The organism is Mesorhizobium sp. WSM4841, assembly GCF_055811515.1.
In genome coordinates this window covers 116,762-133,782 of the sequence record NZ_JBVVQC010000001.1, presented here as the reverse complement: position 1 = coordinate 133,782, position 17,021 = coordinate 116,762, and the positions used below count along the sequence as shown (strand labels likewise).

The 17,021-nt window shown below is 61.8% G+C and carries 12 protein-coding genes; 9 read left to right on the top strand and 3 right to left on the bottom strand.

All coding sequences use genetic code 11. The annotated features are described in order from the left end of the window. Positions 1–41 precede the first annotated feature (41 nt). From glgB to bglA, 6 genes are all read left to right on the top strand, one after another. On the top strand, positions 42–2,255 hold the full coding sequence (gene glgB, locus AC0L14_RS00645) for a 1,4-alpha-glucan branching protein GlgB (RefSeq protein ID WP_473748357.1): 2,214 nt from the start codon (positions 42–44) through the stop codon (positions 2,253–2,255). Between the two features lie 36 nt (positions 2,256–2,291). Continuing rightward, positions 2,292–3,560 (top strand): glucose-1-phosphate adenylyltransferase, encoded by a 1,269-nt coding sequence (glgC, locus tag AC0L14_RS00640; RefSeq protein WP_473526421.1) that lies wholly within the window; start codon positions 2,292–2,294, stop codon positions 3,558–3,560. After that, complete coding sequence (gene glgA / locus AC0L14_RS00635) at positions 3,561–5,006, top strand: glycogen synthase GlgA (protein WP_473748356.1); 1,446 nt, start codon at positions 3,561–3,563, stop codon at positions 5,004–5,006. It begins immediately after the preceding gene. 3 nt (positions 5,007–5,009) lie between these two features. Further along, on the top strand, positions 5,010–6,638 hold the full coding sequence (locus AC0L14_RS00630) for an alpha-D-glucose phosphate-specific phosphoglucomutase (RefSeq protein WP_473748355.1): 1,629 nt from the start codon (positions 5,010–5,012) through the stop codon (positions 6,636–6,638). 214 nt (positions 6,639–6,852) lie between these two features. Next, positions 6,853–8,865, top strand: a complete 2,013-nt coding sequence (gene glgX, locus AC0L14_RS00625) for a glycogen debranching protein GlgX (RefSeq protein WP_473526420.1) — start codon at positions 6,853–6,855, stop codon at positions 8,863–8,865. Next, positions 8,855–10,480, top strand: a complete 1,626-nt coding sequence (bglA, locus tag AC0L14_RS00620; RefSeq protein ID WP_473526419.1) for a beta-galactosidase BglA — start codon at positions 8,855–8,857, stop codon at positions 10,478–10,480. The genes glgX and bglA overlap by 11 nt, the downstream gene beginning before the upstream one ends. A gap of 17 nt (positions 10,481–10,497) precedes the next feature. Here the strand turns inward: bglA and AC0L14_RS00615 are convergent, their stop codons facing one another. The 3 genes from AC0L14_RS00615 to AC0L14_RS00605 are packed head-to-tail and all read right to left on the bottom strand — an operon-like array spanning position 10,498 to position 12,709. Further along, positions 10,498–11,526: a hypothetical protein gene (locus AC0L14_RS00615; protein ID WP_473748354.1), complete on the bottom strand. Its 1,029-nt coding sequence runs from the start codon at positions 11,524–11,526 to the stop codon at positions 10,498–10,500. Further along, positions 11,519–12,262: a pilus assembly protein TadG-related protein gene (locus tag AC0L14_RS00610; RefSeq protein ID WP_473484700.1), complete on the bottom strand. Its 744-nt coding sequence runs from the start codon at positions 12,260–12,262 to the stop codon at positions 11,519–11,521. Before AC0L14_RS00610 ends, AC0L14_RS00615 begins: the two co-directional genes overlap by 8 nt. Positions 12,263–12,274: 12 nt before the next feature. Further along, positions 12,275–12,709, bottom strand: coding sequence for a TadE/TadG family type IV pilus assembly protein (locus tag AC0L14_RS00605; RefSeq protein ID WP_473485130.1), 435 nt, complete (start codon positions 12,707–12,709; stop codon positions 12,275–12,277). Positions 12,710–13,125: 416 nt separating this feature from the next. On the opposite strand from AC0L14_RS00605, the gene AC0L14_RS00600 reads away from it, so the two are divergent. The 3 genes from AC0L14_RS00600 (at position 13,126) to AC0L14_RS00590 (ending at position 17,021) form a co-directional block, all read left to right on the top strand. Then, positions 13,126–14,718: a peptide ABC transporter substrate-binding protein gene (locus tag AC0L14_RS00600; RefSeq protein WP_473484702.1), complete on the top strand. Its 1,593-nt coding sequence runs from the start codon at positions 13,126–13,128 to the stop codon at positions 14,716–14,718. 265 nt (positions 14,719–14,983) lie between these two features. Then, positions 14,984–15,907: an ABC transporter permease subunit gene (locus AC0L14_RS00595; RefSeq protein ID WP_473484705.1), complete on the top strand. Its 924-nt coding sequence runs from the start codon at positions 14,984–14,986 to the stop codon at positions 15,905–15,907. Then, on the top strand, positions 15,900–17,021 hold the full coding sequence (locus AC0L14_RS00590; protein ID WP_473484708.1) for an ABC transporter permease: 1,122 nt from the start codon (positions 15,900–15,902) through the stop codon (positions 17,019–17,021). Before AC0L14_RS00595 ends, AC0L14_RS00590 begins: the two co-directional genes overlap by 8 nt.

The following is a 17,021-nucleotide window of genomic DNA, read 5'->3' as shown; positions in this document are numbered from 1 at the left end:
CACGAACAACGTGGTCCGGGTGCCGGGAGGGTCACTGCCTGATGAGGAAGCCGCGCGCGACCGCTGCGACAAGCGGGCCGGATGGACTGGCGTCAGCCGGTGATATCGCGGCAATTGTCGCCGGCACGCATGGTGATCCTTTCGCTGTCCTCGGTGTGCACGAGGTTGACAAGGGCTTTGTCGCCCGCTGCTTCGTTCCTCATGCCGAGTTCGTCACTGCCTATACGCTGACCGGCAAGAAAGCCGGCGAACTCTCCAGGCGCGACGAAGGCGGCTTCTTCGAGGGCAGCCTGTCGCTCAAAAAGCGTCAGCCGCTGCGCTGTCACGCGCGCAATGCCGGCGGTGACTGGTGGCTGACCGATCCCTATTCGTTCGGTCCGGTGCTCGGTCCGCTGGACGACTATTACATCGCCGAAGGTTCGCACCTCAGGCTGTTCGACAAGCTTGGTGCGCATCTCATCGATCACGAGGGTGCGTCCGGCGTGCATTTCGCCGTCTGGGCGCCCAATGCAAGGCGCGTTTCGGTGGTCGGCGACTTCAACGAATGGGACGGCCGCAGGCATACGATGCGCGTCCGCCGCGACACCGGCATCTGGGAGTTGTTCATTCCCGACATCGGCGCCGGCCGGCCTTACAAATATGAGATCATCGGGCCCGATGGCGTGAGACTCCCGCTGAAGGCCGATCCGTTTGCTTTCAAGTCCGAACTGCGCCCGGCCACCGCTTCGGTGACGGCGCTTCCGCCGGCTCATCAATGGGGTGACGAGGCGCACCGCAATTTCTGGCGCAACGCCGATCCCAGGCGCGAGGCGGTGTCGATCTACGAGGTCCACGCCGGCTCCTGGCAGCTTCACGACGACGGCAGCTTCCTGTCATGGGACGAGCTTGCCGGCCGGCTGATCCCGTATGTCGTCGACACGGGCTTCACCCATATCGAATTCATGCCGATCTCCGAACATCCCTATGACCCGTCCTGGGGCTACCAGACGACGGGCCTCTACGCACCGTCGGCCCGCTTCGGCGATCCGGACGGTTTTGCCCGGTTCGTCGACGGCGCCCACCGCGCCGGCGTCGGCGTCATCCTCGACTGGGTGCCGGCGCATTTTCCGGTGGATGCGCATGGCCTGGCCAATTTCGACGGCACCGCGCTCTATGAGCATGCCGACCCGCGCAAGGGCTTCCATCCCGACTGGAACACCGCGATCTACAATTTCGGCCGGCGCGAGGTGGTCTCATTCCTGGTCAACAATGCGCTGTTTTGGGCCGAGAAATACCATGTCGACGGTTTGCGCGTCGATGCCGTCGCTTCGATGCTCTACCTCGACTATTCGCGAAAGGCCGGCGAATGGATTCCCAACGAAAAAGGTGGGCGCGAAAACCTTGAGGCGGTCAGCTTCCTCCAGAGGATGAACAAGGAAGTCTACGGCCATCATCCGGGTGTGATGACGATCGCCGAGGAATCGACCTCATGGCCAAAAGTTTCGCAGCCGGTGCATGACGGCGGGCTGGGTTTCGGCTTCAAGTGGAACATGGGCTTCATGCACGACACGCTGGAGTATTTCTCCAAAGAGCCGATTTTTCGCAAGCATCACCACGGCGACATCACCTTCGGTCTGGTCTACGCCTTCTCAGAGAATTTCGTGCTGCCGCTCTCCCATGACGAGGTCGTGCACGGCAAGGGGACGCTGCTCGGCAAGATGGCCGGCGACGACTGGCAGAAATTCGCAACACTGCGCGCCTACTACGCCTTCATGTGGGGCTACCCCGGCAAGAAGCTGTTGTTCATGGGGCAGGAATTTGCCCAGCGCCGCGAGTGGAGCGAGGCGCGCGCACTCGACTGGAACCTGCTCGATTTCCGGGCCCATCGCGGCGTCTGGCAGACGGTGCGCGATCTCAACTATCTCTACCGCTCACGCCCGGCGTTGCATGCGCGCGATTGCGAGCCGGAGGGCTTTTCCTGGCTGATCGTCGACGATAGCGCGAACTCTGTCTTTGCCTGGCTGCGCAGCGCGCCGGGCGGAAACCCGGTCGCCGTCATCTCCAATTTCACACCGGTGCCGCGTGACGATTATCGCGTGCCGTTGCCGACGGCTGGAAGATGGCGCGAGATCATCAACACGGACGCCACCGACTATGGCGGTTCCGGCAAGGGCAATGGCGGTGCCGTCGAGGCTCGGGCGGAAGGAGGAGGCATCTCGGCGACGATGCTGTTGCCGCCGCTGTCGACGATCATGCTCGAACTTGCTCCGGACTAAGCGATGTCTCGCAGCGCGTAACTTGGGAGGATAAAAATGGCAGAGATAAAACGGACCCAGCCGCTGGCGCGCGATGCCATGGCCTATGTTTTGGCCGGCGGCCGTGGCAGCCGCCTGAGGGAGTTGACCGACCGGCGCGCCAAGCCCGCGGTCTATTTCGGGGGCAAGACGCGCATCATCGATTTTGCGCTCTCCAATGCGCTCAATTCCGGTATTCGCCGCCTCGGCGTCGCCACCCAGTACAAGGCACACTCGCTGATCCGCCACCTGCAGCGCGGCTGGAACTTCCTGCGGCCCGAGCGCAACGAGAGCTTCGACATCCTGCCGGCCAGCCAGCGCGTATCGGAAACGCAATGGTATGAGGGGACGGCCGATGCCGTCTACCAGAACATCGACATCATCGAGGCCTACGGCCCCGAATACATGGTCATCCTGGCCGGCGATCACGTCTACAAGATGGATTACGAGCTGATGCTTCGCCAGCATGTCGACGCCGGCGCCGACGTCACTGTCGGCTGCCTCGAAGTGCCGCGCATGGAGGCGACCGGCTTCGGCGTCATGCATGTCGACAAGAAGGACACCATCATCTCCTTCATCGAGAAACCCGCCGATCCGCCCGGCATTCCCGACAAGCCGGATTTTGCCCTGGCCTCGATGGGCATCTACGTGTTCAAGACCAAGTTCCTGATGGAGCAACTGCGCCGCGACGCGGCCGAACCGGGCTCAAGCCGTGACTTCGGCAAGGACATCATCCCCTATGTCGTCGAGCACGGGAAGGCGATCGCCCATCGCTTCGCCAAATCCTGTGTGCGCTCGACCGCCGAGAACGAAGCCTACTGGCGCGACGTCGGGACCGTCGACGCCTATTGGGAAGCCAATATCGACCTCACCGACATCACGCCGGAGCTCGACCTCTACGACCGCGACTGGCCGATCTGGACCTATGCCGAGCTGAAGCCGCCGGCAAAGTTCGTGCATGACGAGGATGGCCGCCGTGGCTCGGCGGTATCCTCGCTCGTCTCGGGAGATTGCATTGTCTCAGGCGCTTCGCTGAAGCGAAGCCTGATCTTCACCGGCGCACGCATCAACTCCTATTCGACGCTCGAGGACGTCGTCATGCTGCCTGACTGCCACGTCGGCCGCAGCGCGAGATTGAAGCGCGTGGTGATCGATCATGGTGTCAGGATTCCCGAAGGCCTCGTGGTCGGCGAGGATCCCGTCCTCGACGCCAAGCGCTTCCGCGTTTCCGAAAAGGGCATCTGCCTCGTCACCCAGGCCATGATCGACAAACTGGGATTGTCGTGAATGCAGGTCTTGTCGGTTACGCCCGAAATATTCCCTCTGATCAAGACTGGCGGGCTTGCCGACGTGACCGGCGCGTTACCCATCGCATTGGCGGGTAAGGGCGTGACAATGCGCACGCTTGTTCCCGGCTATCCCCAGGTCATGGAGGCCTTCAAGAAGAAAAAACCCGTACACCACTATCCGCTGCTGCAAGGCGGCAAGGCTTCGGTCCATGCCGTCCAGATCGCCGGGCTCGACCTGTTCGTGCTCGACGCGCCGCATCTGTTCGACCGTCCCGGCGGCCCCTATGGCAATGCGACCGGCGCCGACTGGCCGGACAATTGGCGGCGTTTCGCGGCCTTGAGCCAGGCTGGTGGCGACATCGCCGGCGGCGCCATCTCGGGCTACCAGCCGGATATCGTCCATGCCCATGATTGGCAATCGGCGATGACGCTGGCCTACATGCGCTTCGGCAAGGCGGTCGGCACGCCGTCGATGATCACCGTCCATAACCTCGCTTTCCAAGGTCAGTTTGGCGCCGGCATCTTTGGCGAGCTTGGCTTGCCGGCGGCGGCCATGGCGCTCGACGGTGTCGAATATTACGGCGGCGTCGGTTTTCTCAAGGCTGGCCTGCAGGCTGCCTGGGCCATCACCACAGTCAGCCCGACCTATGCGCAGGAGATCCGCTCGCCGGAATTCGGCATGGGGCTCGATGGCCTCATCAACATGCGGTCCGTCGATCTCTATGGCATCGTCAATGGCATCGACACCGAGATATGGAACCCTGAAACCGACAAGCATCTGGTCTCCAACTACACGGCCAAGACATTGAAGGCGCGGCACCCCAACCGGACCGCCGTCGAGGATCGTTTCAATCTCGACCGCGACGACAGTCCGATCGTCTGCGTCATCAGCCGGCTCACTTGGCAGAAGGGCATGGACATACTGGCAGCGGCCGTCGACGGGATCGTTGCCAGGGGTGCGCGCCTGGCGATCCTGGGGTCGGGCGATGCCGGCCTCGAAGGCGCGCTGCTGGCCGCCGCCGCCCGCCATCGCGGTCGCATCGGCGTCGTCGTCGGTTACGACGAGGCGCTTTCCCACACCATGCAGGGCGGCTCTGACGCCATCGTCATCCCGTCGCGCTTCGAGCCTTGCGGGCTGACGCAGCTCTATGGCCTGCGCTATGGCTGCGTGCCGGTCGTTGCCCGCACCGGCGGTCTTGCCGACACTATCGTCGACGCCAATGAAGCGGCCGTTTCGGCAGGTGTGGCGACCGGCTTCCAGTTCGCGCCCGCCGATGCCGGCGCCTTGCTGCACGCCATCCGCCGGCTGGTCGAGGCGCATGCCAACCCCACGATCTGGACGTCGATGCAGCGGCAAGGCATGAAGGCCGATGTGTCGTGGGACAAAAGCGCGGAAAAATACCTCGAACTCTATCGCTTGCTGCTATCGAAAAGGGCTGTCTGACGCATGATACGAACCGTCGCCACCAAACCCTACTTAGACCAGAAGCCCGGCACTTCCGGGCTGCGCAAGAAAGTGCCGGTGTTCCAGCAGGAGCACTATGCCGAGAACTTCATCCAGTCGATCTTCGATGCGTTGGACGGATTTAGGGGCAAGACCCTGGTGATCGGCGGCGACGGCCGCTTCTACAATCGCGAGGTAATCCAGAAGGCCATCGCCATGGCGGCGGCCAATGGCTTCGGCAAGGTGATGGTTGGGCAGGGCGGCATCCTGTCGACGCCGGCCGCTTCCAACATCATTCGCAAATACAAGACCTTCGGCGGCATCATCCTGTCGGCCAGCCACAATCCGGGCGGCCCGCACGAGGATTTTGGCATCAAATACAATGCCGGCAATGGCGGGCCGGCGTCGGAAAAGCTGACCGACGCGATCTTCGCCAAAACCAAGATGATTTCGAGCTTCAAGATCGCCGACATCGGCACGGTCGATCTCGACACGATCGGCACGGTCGAGGCGGGCGGCATGACGGTCGAGGTGGTCGACCCGGTCGCCGATTATGCCGAGCTGATGGAAAGCCTGTTCGATTTCGATGCCTTGCGCGCACTGTTCAGATCGGGTTTCCGCATGCGCTTCGACGCAATGCATGCCGTGACCGGTCCCTACGCCAAGGAGATCCTGGAGAACCGGCTCGGCGCGCCGAACGGCACCGCCCGCAACTTCATTCCCCTGCCGGATTTCGGCGGCCACCATCCAGACCCGAACCTGGTCCACGCAAAGCACCTCTATGACGAGATGATGGGACCGGACGCGCCGGATTTCGGCGCCGCTTCCGATGGCGACGGCGACCGCAACCTGATCATCGGCAAAGGCATTTTCGTCACCCCGTCGGATTCGGTGGCCATGCTCGCCGCGAACGCCCATCTGGCACCGGGCTACAAGGCCGGCCTGAAGGGCATTGCGCGTTCGATGCCGACCAGCGGTGCGGCCGATCGCGTCGCCGAAAAGCTCGGCATCGGCATCTATGAAACGCCGACCGGCTGGAAATTCTTCGGCAATCTGCTCGATGCCGGCATGGCAACGATCTGCGGCGAGGAAAGTGCCGGAACCGGTTCCAACCATGTCCGCGAAAAGGATGGGCTGTGGGCCGTGCTTTTGTGGCTCAATATCCTTGCTGCCCGCGGCGAAAGCGCCAAGCAGATCGTCACCGAGCACTGGGCCGCCTATGGCCGCAATTACTACTCGCGCCATGACTACGAGGAGATCGAGACCGACCGGGCCAATGCGCTGGTCGACGAATTGCGGCCGAAACTCGCTTCCTTGCCCGGCACCAGTGTGCGCGGTATGAAGATCGCCAGCGCCGACGATTTCGCCTACCACGACCCGGTCGACGGCTCGATAGCCAGGAACCAGGGCATCAGGGTGCTATTCGAAGGCGGATCGCGCGTCGTCTTCCGTCTCTCCGGCACCGGTACCTCGGGGGCGACGCTGCGTGTCTATATCGAGCGCTACGAGCCGGACAAGTCCAGGCACGATCTCGACACGCAGGAGGCGCTTGCCGACTTGATTGCGGCAGCCGATGATATCGCCGGGATTCGTAGCCATACCGGCCGCGTCAAGCCGAGCGTGATTACGTGAAGCTGGCGCGGCGCGCCTTTCCTTCTCCCCTTGTGGGAGAAGGTGGATTGGCGCGTAGCGCCGAGATGGTTGAGGGGTGTTGGACGGATCGTCGTAGGTGCCAGGCTGGAGCACCCCTCATCCGTCGCCTTTGGCTCCCCCTTCTCCAAGGGGAGAAGGGGGAGCCAACCTGCCAACCGCTCAAACCGTCTACGATCTGCTGTTGTGAGTGCGCGTGAGCCAGCTCGGCGCAATCATCGCCAAAGAAGGCGTTCGCTTCGCCGCATGGTCCTCGTCGGCTCGGCGCATCTGGGTCTCGATCTTCGACGATGAAGGAACCCGGGAGATCGACCGGCTCGAACTCCAGTCGGAAGGCGAGGGCGTTCACGCGGTTTTCGTTGCCGGCCTCGCCGCCGGCACCCGATACGGATTTCGCGCCGATGGCGAGTATGCGCCCGAGAATGGGCTTTGGTTCGATCCCGACAAGCTGCTGGTCGACCCCTATGCCGTCGAGGTCGACAGGCCCTATGTCTATGACGGCAGGCTCGCCGCGCGCCGGGGCGAGGGCACCGATACCGCGCCGCTGCTGCCGAAGGCGATTGCCGCCACCCTGCCGCAACCGGTGCCTGCCTTGCCGCCGCTATTCCAACCCGGTGGTCTGATCTACGAAGTGCCGGTGCGCGCCTTCACCATGCTGCATCCGGACATCCCGAAGCCCCGGCGCGGGACGATTGCAGCGCTTGCCCATCCGGCTATCGTCGAGCATCTGAAAAAGCTCGGAGTCGGGGCGGTTGAACTGATGCCGGTGACGGCATCGATCGATGAGCGGCATTTGCCGGCGCTCGGGCTGCGTAATGCCTGGGGCTACAATCCCGTGACCTTCATGGCGCTCGATCCGCGCCTCGCGCCCGGCGGTCTCGCGGAATTGCGGCAGACGGCCGCCACACTGCGTGAGGCCGGCATCGGCGTCATCCTCGATCTTGTCTTCAACCACACCGGCGAATGCGACAGGCTTGGGCTGACGCTGTCGCTGCGCGGACTCGACAGCCGCGCCTACTACCGGCATTGGCCGGACGGCAGCTTGGCTAACGACACCGGCACCGGCAACACCGTCGCTTGCGATCATCCGGTCGTCCAGGAAATGGTCCTCGAAACGCTTCGTCACTTTGTCTGCCATGCCGGCGTCGACGGTTTCCGCTTCGATCTGGCGCCCATTCTGGGTCGGGTCGATGGCGTGTTCGACGCTGCGGCACCGTTGCTGAGGGCTATTCGGAACGATCCGGTCCTCGGCGGCCGGGTGCTAATCGCCGAGCCCTGGGATATCGGCCCGGACGGCTATCAGCTTGGCAATTTTCCGCCGCCCTTCCTCGAATGGAACGACAGATATCGCGACGACATCCGCCGCTTCTGGCGCGGCGATAGCGGCATGGTCGGCGCGCTGGCGACCCGGCTTGCCGGCTCGTCCGACGTGTTTGCCAAGCCAGGCCGGCAGACAAGCCGCAGCGTTAATTTCATCGCCGCGCATGACGGCATGACGCTGGCCGACATTGTTGCCTATGAGCACAAGCACAATGAGGCCAATGGCGAGCAGAACCGCGATGGCCACAACGACAACCTGTCCTGGAACAATGGCGTCGAGGGTGAGACCGGCGACCGGGCGATCGTTACGGCCCGTTTCGATGACCAGTGTGCGCTGCTGGCCACGCTGTTTGCCTCGCGCGGCACGATCATGCTGACGGCCGGGGACGAATTCGGCCGCACCCAGAAGGGCAACAACAACGCCTATGCGCAGGACAACGAGATCACCTGGCTCGACTGGGCCGGGCGCGACCAGGCGCTGGAACAATACGCCGTTCTGCTCGCCGCGATGCGTCGTTCCGTGCCGGCGCTTTCCGACACGCGCTTCCTGACCGGAGAGCCGCCGCCGGGATCAGAAAAACCGGACGTCGTCTGGCTCACTGAAACCGGCACGCCGCTCGACGAGGCAGGCTGGCACGATCCGGGGCGGTACCGCCTGGTCATGATGCTCGGCGGCGATGATTGCCGCCTTGCCGTGGTCATCAATGGCGATCGCCGGGCGTGTATGTTCACGCTGCCGGAGCGCGACGGATTTCGCTGGGAGCCAGCCATCGAAACACCGGGCGGCGCAGCAGGAATTTCACGGCCGGTGCCAGGGCGAACGGTGATTTTCATGATCGAACACAAAGCCGCGCAACCTCAGATAAAGGAGAACGGCGGTGGCAAGTGAGAACGGCCAGTGGTGGCGCGGCTGCGTCATCTACCAGATCTACCCGCGCTCCTTCCAGGACACGACAGGGGACGGCAGCGGCGATCTGCGCGGCGTTGCCTCAAGGCTGGCTCATGTTGCATCGCTTGGCGCCGACGCCGTCTGGCTGTCGCCCTTCTTCAAGTCGCCGATGGCCGATATGGGCTACGACGTATCCGACTATACAGCCGTCGATCCGATGTTCGGCACATCAGAGGATTTCGACGCGGTGACCGTCGAGGCCCACCGTCTCGGCCTGAAAGTCATTATCGACCAGGTCCTGTCGCATTCGTCCGACCGGCACGAATGGTTCGTCGAAAGCCGCGCGAGCCGCGATAACCCCAGGGCGGACTGGTATGTCTGGGCCGATCCGAGGCCTGACGGCACCGCGTCCAACAACTGGCTGTCGGTCTTCGGCGGCCCAGCCTGGGAGTGGGACGCGACCCGCAGGCAATATTACATGCACAATTTCCTCGCCTCGCAGCCGGACCTCAATTTCCACAATCCGGAGGTTCAGGACGCCCTGCTGGAAACGGTGCGGTTCTGGCTGGAGCGCGGCGTCGACGGGTTTCGGCTCGACACGGTCAACTACTATGTCCATGACCGCTGGCTGCGCAGCAATCCGCCTTTGGCTTCGAGCGTTGCCGGCACCAACACCGAAACCAATCCCTACCTCTATCAGGAGCACCTGTTCGACAAGACACAGCCCGAAAACCTCGCTTTCCTCCGCCGTTTTCGGGCCCTGCTCGACGAATATGAGGGCCGCGCCGCTGTCGGTGAGGTTGGCGACGAAACCCGTTCCTTGCAGACGCTCGCCGCCTATACCAGCGGCGGCGACAAGCTCGACATGTGCTACACATTCGACCTGCTCGGACCGCAATTCTCGGCCGCACACGTGCGCGGATGCGTCGAAGCGTTCGAGAGTGCTGTCTCCGACGGCTGGGTCTGCTGGGCGTTTTCCAACCACGATGTCGTGCGCCACGTGACGCGCTGGACAAGGCCCGGCGGCAATCCGGAGGCGGTGGCGAAATTCTCGATCGCGCTGCTGTCATGCCTGCGTGGATCGATCTGCCTCTATCAGGGCGAGGAGCTCGGGCTGGAGGAAGCCGAATTGGCGTTCGAGGATCTGCGCGATCCATACGGCATCCGCTTCTGGCCGGGGTTCAAGGGCAGGGATGGATGCCGCACGCCGATGGTATGGGAGAAAGGCGCCGAGAACGCCGGGTTTTCAACAGGCAAGCCGTGGCTTCCGATCCCAGAAAGCCATCGCGACCGCGCCGTCGATGTCCAGAACGGCGAGGCAAAGTCGGTTCTAGCCAGCTACCGGGCGATGCTGGCCTTGCGCAGGCAGCATGCCGCGCTGGTACAGGGTTCGATCCGCTTTCTCGATGCCGAGGGCGATGTGCTTGCCTTCATTCGCGAAGGCGGCGGCGAGAAGCTGCTCTGCCTTTTCAATTTCGCCGAGGAGCCGGCCAAATGGCCGTTGCCGCAGGGTATCGATGTCGCAGAGACGATCGATCTTGGCGCTGGTGCCGCCTGGCAGGGAAAAATTCTGTCGCTGCCGCCTTTGGGCTGCTTCCTCGGACGAGCCGGCTGATGTCTTCATTTGTCAACTCATTGAACGAGCACGGAGCGCCCGCAAGTCGCGCCAATGACCCGGACATCTGCCTCGCCGACATGCACGCCCAGTGCCGCAAGCACGTTATAAACCAATTCGTCGACCGGCGCCGTCACGGCGTTCAGAGCCACAATCACCGCCGGCTTTACCGTTCCAAGCAGGGCGGTTACGTTCAGCAGCCCTAGTCCCAGCGCATTGATCGAGAGCGACAGTTCATCGACAAGCGATGTGGTGAGGGATTGCGTCAGGTTTTTCGTAGAAGCGGTCTTTATCGTCTTGTTGGCGATTTCGGTGCTGTTGAAGGTCAATGTCGTCGGATCGTTGTTGGTGATATCAAGCGCTGCAGACCCGTTCACCGACAGCAATGGAATGAGCAAAAGCCTCACTGCCGCGATCTGTGCATTAGAGAACGACTGTGGATTGCTGAAATCGGCAAAGGCGGTGGGGCTGCTGTCGGCATCGCTGGCGGCAAGATGCAGCGAGGCAACGCCCGGGCGCGCCGCGATGGAAACCTCCAAACTGTCCGGGCGCCCCGTCGGGCAACTAATGTCGGTCAGCTTGGCCTCGGCGTAGGCCACTTCGATATGCAGCGGAAGATTGACGGCCAGGAGAGTGGTGCCGCCTCCGAGATTCGAATTGCCGATGCCGACGGAGGCAACCAGCTTAATTCGTGTCTGCGCCGTGCGCACCACGGCGCCCTTCTCGCCGATTGTCAGCCACGGCGAGAATTGCGCAGGTTCGCCGATGGCGATGGCAAGTGTGGTCGAGGTAAGCCCCGGAATGGTGGCTCCGAGATTGAGCTCGACCTGCTTCGAGCCGTTGGCCAGTGCAGCGGCGGTGGTCAGCATACCCATGACACTAGCGTCGACCGAAAAACCGGCCGACTTTTGTCCGAGGCCCAGTTGGCCCATTGATCCAAGGTCGACAAGATGATTGAGCGGTATCTTGACCGTGCTGGTGGTCCTTGATGCGATTGTCTGCAAAGCAAGCTTGCTGGTGCTGCCAACAGGTGAAACATCAGCCATGGCGGTGGCTATCTGGCCCGCCGTCGCTTTCGAAGCCAGCACCTCCGAATAGCTGACACCTGTCAGTTTGCAACTGGACGGCAAGTGCGTCGAAGAACGAGAGAAGGTTGACGTCAGCAGCGATCAGCGCGTTGTAGTCTATGACGCTGAGCGAGATGTTGCCGCCCAGTAGCCCGCTGAGAAGCGAGTTGAGGATGCCGCCATTGACGCTGAGCAGCCTGGACCCGACAGAGAACATCGCCTGCGGCGCTACGCTGGCAACGGCTTGGGTGCCGATGACCGGCGTAGGGATAAGCGAACTTGCGAAATAGCGGGCAGGAATCTTTTTCAGCGTGACATGGACGGCGTTGTAGGGCGTCTTGCCGGCCTTGAAGCGCTTGTCGACGCCGAGCGACGACTCTGGTGAATATCGGCCGGCGGTGACCGACACGACGGTTTTTCCGAGGGCAGGGGTGATCGTCTGCCCTGCCTTCTGAACAACGATACCCGGCATTCCGTTGTCGCCGAGCGTGGTCACCACCGCGGCCTCAATGTTGTTGATGTTGGAGGCGGCGGTGATTGCCGCAAGATCGACCAGCGACTGAGCCTCCCGGCGCTCCAAATAGATCGAGCCTTCATCGATGGTGAAGGCGGCCAGCGCCAGCGCGAACGGTGCGCACAGCGCCGTCATGACGGTGAAGTTCGCCTTCAGGTCGCCAAGCATCGAGCGGGCGGCCCGGCCGATCCTCCCCGGCAAAGTTTCCGACTTTCAGATGCCACCGACCCGTATTGTCGACTCGCGTGAGATCGTGGTTCCAGGCATGGGCAGCGCCGGGAACAGATTCCAGACCGGCAAGTTACGGGCATCGTATTGGATGGACACGACGAACTGGTTTCCGTCGGCGGTGCTGTCCTTGGCCTGATAGGTCAGCTTGGTGGAATCGACGAACGGATATCCGCCGGCATTGGTGTTGACGAAACCGGTCACCAGTGCCTGGCGCTCGCCCTCATTCAGCCCGGCTATCGCCGTGCGGGCGGCGTCCGCCGCGATCTGCTGCACCGAGTTGCTTGGATCAAAATAGATTCCGTATGCAACCATTCCGAGCAAAAGTAGGATAAAAATGGGTGAAAGCAGCGCGAACTCGATCGCAGAAGTACCGAACTGATCTCTAAACTGGCGTAATTTGAGTGTTAACGGGTGCATTTTACGCTGTTGTATAGAGATTGTCTTAGTTTCTGTGCTGTTCATGTCCTTCGCCCATCGGGACATACCGAAGCCCGCGCAAGATGTAACCCGTGGTTGCTTAAAGGCGGCTTACGACATTTCGACAAAGTGGAATCGACGACAGATTTCTTGCCGGAAACGAATGCTTGAGTGGGAGAAACGGAGCCAAGTCAATGGTTTCGACCGCTGTTCTGCCGGTCGCAAAGTGGCTGTCGCTGCGCCTTACTTAGGGTGACCTCACGAGTCTGTTGAAATAAAAAATCGCCACGTTACTGTTTGGCCACCAGCTGCCGGAAAGGGAACCGGCGGCGCGCTCAAAGGAGCCATCTAATCGGTCTCGGGGCGTCAACACTCATGAGGCGTAGCTGAAGGGCCGCCTCGACAGGGAGAACTTCATGCTGAAAAACATGCTGAAGGCGACGGTGTTCGCCACAACCATGGCCTTGGCCGCCGGCACGTTCTACACGCCGGCCTTCGCCGAGGTCGTCTATAACCGCGGCAGCGCCGCCGAATCGGAGTCGCTCGACCCGCACAAGACCTCGACAATCTACGAAGCAAATATTTTGCGTGACCTGTTCCAGGGGCTGACCATGCAGGACGCAAAGGCGAACCTCATCCCGGGCGCCGCCGAAAGCTGGACAGTATCGGACGACGGCACCGTCTACACCTTCAAGCTGCGCAAGGGCGCCGTCTGGTCGGATGGTGCTCCGGTCACAGCAGATGACTTCGTCTACGCTTTCCAACGGCTGGAAGATCCGGCCACCGGCGCCGAATACGCTTCGATGCTCTATCCCGTGAAGAATGCCGAGGAGGTGAACACCAAGAAGGCGAAGCCCGAGGAGATGGGCGTCAAGGCAATCGACGCAAATACACTGGAAGTGACGCTGAAGGCGCCCACGCCCTATTTCCTCGAAATGCTGACCCACCAGGCGGCCTATCCGGTCAGCAAGGCCTCCATGGAAAAGCTCGGCGCCGAGTGGATCAAGCCGGGCAATTTGGTCTCCAACGGCGCCTTTACACTGGTGGAGTGGGTTCCCAACGACCACATCAAACTGGTCAAGAATCCGAAATTCTGGGATGCTGCAAGCGTCAAGCTCGACGTCGTCAACTACATCCCGACCGAAGATCGTTCGTCGGCGATGAAGCGCTTCGAGGCCGGCGAACTCGACAGCTACGACGACCTCCCGACCGAGCAGCTCGCCGACCTCAAGGCCAAGTTTGGCGATCAGATTCGCGTCGGGCCTTACCTCGGCACCTACTATTTTGCGATCAAGACCGACAAGGCCCCGTGGGACAACGTCGAACTGCGCAATGCCATCTCCATGGCAGTCGACCGCGATTTCCTTGCCGAAAAGGTCTGGCAGAACTCAATGCTGCCCGGCTATTCGATGGTGCCTCCAGGCATTGAGGGCTATACGCCGGCAATGGCCAAATACGCGGAGATGTCGCAGATCGACCGCGAGGATGAGGCCAAGAAGGTACTCGAGAAGCTTGGCTATACGCCCGAGAAACCGCTGAAGATGGAAATCCGCTACAACACGTCGGAAAACCACAAGAACACTGCGGTCGCCATCCAGGAGCAGTTGAAGCCGCTCGGCGTCGAAGTCACGCTGCTCAACACCGACACCAAGACCCACTACTCCTTCCTTGAGCAGAAGGGCGACTACGACGTGGCGCGTGCCGGCTGGATTGCGGATTACAAGGATCCGGAAACCTTCCTCGGCATCTCCCGCAAGGCAAGCGGCAACAACTATTCGGGCTACAACAGCCCGGAATTCGAGAAGGCTATGGACGAGGCTGCCGCCGCCGGCGGCAAGCCCGAAGAGCGCATGAAAGAACTCGCCGAGGCCGAGCGCATCCTCGTCGACGAGGTCGGCAACATCCCGCTTCTCTACTATAGCTACAAGGATATCGTTTCTCCGAAGCTTCATGGCTTCGAGGATAACGTTATGGATGTGCATCCGTCCCGCTTCATCTCCAAGGACTGACCTCCTTGGCCGGACTGCCGCTCCTTTACAGCGCCGCGCGTCCTTTGGGACGCGCACAGGGCGCTGTAACGCCTTGATTTTGCGCATGATCCTTTCCGAACCTTCGGTTCGGGTCATGCGTTAGGGGCGGCAGCTCCGGTTTGCCATCGCATCGGCCCGAAAATCGGAATCGATTTTCGGGAAGCACGATGCGAAGATTGAAGCGCTAGAGCGTACTTTGTGCGTCCAAGTGGACGCACGTCGCTCTAGGTCAAGCGGGGAACCGATGCTGCGATACGTATTCCGGCGGCTCCTGACCGCCATCCCGACGCTGTTCGTCATCGTGACCATGGCGTTCTTCCTGATACGTGTCGCGCCTGGCGGCCCGTTCAATCAGGAGCGGGGCCTGAGCCCCGAGATCAAGGCTAATCTTGAAGCGCAGTTCGGCCTTAATGACCCGCTCTGGCTGCAATATGTCCACTATCTCGGCAATCTGCTGCGCGGCAATTTCGGTCCGAGCTACAACATGCCGGATTTCACTGTGGGCGAATTGTTCAGGGAAGGTCTGCCGATCTCGGTCCAGCTCGGCGCTTCGGCGCTCATCCTGGCGCTGTTGCTCGGCAGCGTGCTCGGCACCGTTGCCGCGCTCAACCAGAACAAGCTTGCCGATTACTCGGTGATCGCGCTGGCGACCGCCGGCAGCACCATCCCGACCTTCGTCATCGCGCCGGTGATTCAGCTCTTGTTCGGTCTGACCTGGAAACTGCTGCCGATCGGCGGCTGGGGCGACGGCGCCTTGATCAACAAGATCGGCCCGGTGCTGACGCTCGCCCTGCCGCAGATCGCTATCGTCGCCCGCCTGATGCGCGGCTCGATGATCGAATCGCTGCGTTCGCACCACATCCGCACCGCCCGCGCGCTCGGTCTGTCCGACTGGTCGGTGGTGGTGAAACATGCGCTGCGTGGCGCCATCCTGCCGATCGTCTCCTTCACCGGTCCGGCGGCGGCAGCGCTTCTCACCGGCTCGATCATCGTCGAGACCATCTTCTCCATTCCAGGCATCGGCCGCCATTTTGTCGTTGCTGCGCTCAACCGCGACTACACGTTGGTCATGGGAACGGTGGTGGTCATCGCGCTGTTCACCATCATCTTCAACCTGATCGTCGACGTCATGTATGCCGTCGTCGATCCGAGGGTGCGCTATGACTGACATCGCAGCCACCGCTCCGGCCGTCGTCGGCCGCTCCCTGTGGGGCGATGCCTGGGCGCGCCTCAAGGCCAATCGCGCGGCCATGTTCAGCATCTATTATCTTGCCTTCATCGCCGTCATCAGCGTGTTTGGGCCCTATTTCGTGCCGCACCAATACACCACCATCTATGCCGACTATGTCCGTACGCCGCCGAGCTTTTCCGCCTATCCGAAGGCCGACATGATCGAAGGCGCTCTCGATGAGGCGATCAGGCGTATGCGCGTCGACATCAAGGAGTGGCGGCAGGAGGGCAGCCGTGTGTTCGTTACCGTCAGATCGTCGAAGCCGATCGACGACCGCAACATTCGCTACCTTGATCGTTCCGATACATTTGATGACACAAAGATCGAGAGCAAATCGCCGGACGGTCTCGAAATGGTGATGAGTGCCTCGATCAAGCAGCAATATTTCCTGTTCGGCACCGACAATACGGGCCGCGATCTCCTGTCCCGAACGCTGATGGCAGGGCGCATATCGCTGGCCATCGGCCTGCTTGCCGGCATTGTGGCCGTGGTCATCGGCGTGCTCTACGGCGCCACCGCCGGCCTTGCCGGCGGCAAGATCGACGAGGTGATGATGCGTATCGTCGACGTGCTCTATTCTTTGCCGTTCATCTTCTTCGTCATCATGCTGGTGGTGTTCTTCGGCAGGAATTTCGTGCTGATGTTCCTGGCCGTCGGCGCCGTGCTGTGGCTCGACATGGCGCGCATCGTGCGCGGACAGGCGCTGTCGATCCGCCGGCAGGAATATGTCCAGGCGGCCGAAGCCATGGGCGTCGGCCAGCGCGGCATTCTGCTGCGCCATGTGATCCCCAATTTGCTCGGGCCGGTGGTGATCTACATGACGCTGCTGGTGCCGCAGGTCATCATCCTGGAGAGTTTTTTGTCGTTCCTTGGGCTTGGAGTCCAGGAGCCGATGACCAGCTGGGGCGTGCTGATCTCGGTCGGCGCCCAGAACATCGGCTCGGCCAACTGGCTGCTTTTGTTCCCGGCCTTCTTTCTCGTCTCCACGCTGTTCGCGCTGAATTTCGTCGGCGATGGGCTGCGCGACGCGCTCGACCCCAGGGATCGTTGA

Excerpts from the sequence above, each read along its gene's own strand:
- glgB (WP_473748357.1), top strand. The coding sequence starts at position 42 with ATGAGGAAGCCGCGCGCGACCGCTGCGACAAGCGGGCCGGATGGACTG.
- AC0L14_RS00630 (WP_473748355.1), top strand. The coding sequence starts at position 5,010 with ATGATACGAACCGTCGCCACCAAACCCTACTTAGACCAGAAGCCCGGC.
- AC0L14_RS00590 (WP_473484708.1), top strand. The coding sequence starts at position 15,900 with ATGACTGACATCGCAGCCACCGCTCCGGCCGTCGTCGGCCGCTCCCTG.
- AC0L14_RS00595 (WP_473484705.1), top strand. The coding sequence starts at position 14,984 with ATGCTGCGATACGTATTCCGGCGGCTCCTGACCGCCATCCCGACGCTG.
- glgC (WP_473526421.1), top strand. The coding sequence starts at position 2,292 with ATGGCAGAGATAAAACGGACCCAGCCGCTGGCGCGCGATGCCATGGCC.
- AC0L14_RS00605 (WP_473485130.1), bottom strand. The coding sequence starts at position 12,709 with ATGCACCCGTTAACACTCAAATTACGCCAGTTTAGAGATCAGTTCGGT.
- AC0L14_RS00600 (WP_473484702.1), top strand. The coding sequence starts at position 13,126 with ATGCTGAAAAACATGCTGAAGGCGACGGTGTTCGCCACAACCATGGCC.
- AC0L14_RS00615 (WP_473748354.1), bottom strand. The coding sequence starts at position 11,526 with ATGGCTGATGTTTCACCTGTTGGCAGCACCAGCAAGCTTGCTTTGCAG.
- glgA (WP_473748356.1), top strand. The coding sequence starts at position 3,561 with ATGCAGGTCTTGTCGGTTACGCCCGAAATATTCCCTCTGATCAAGACT.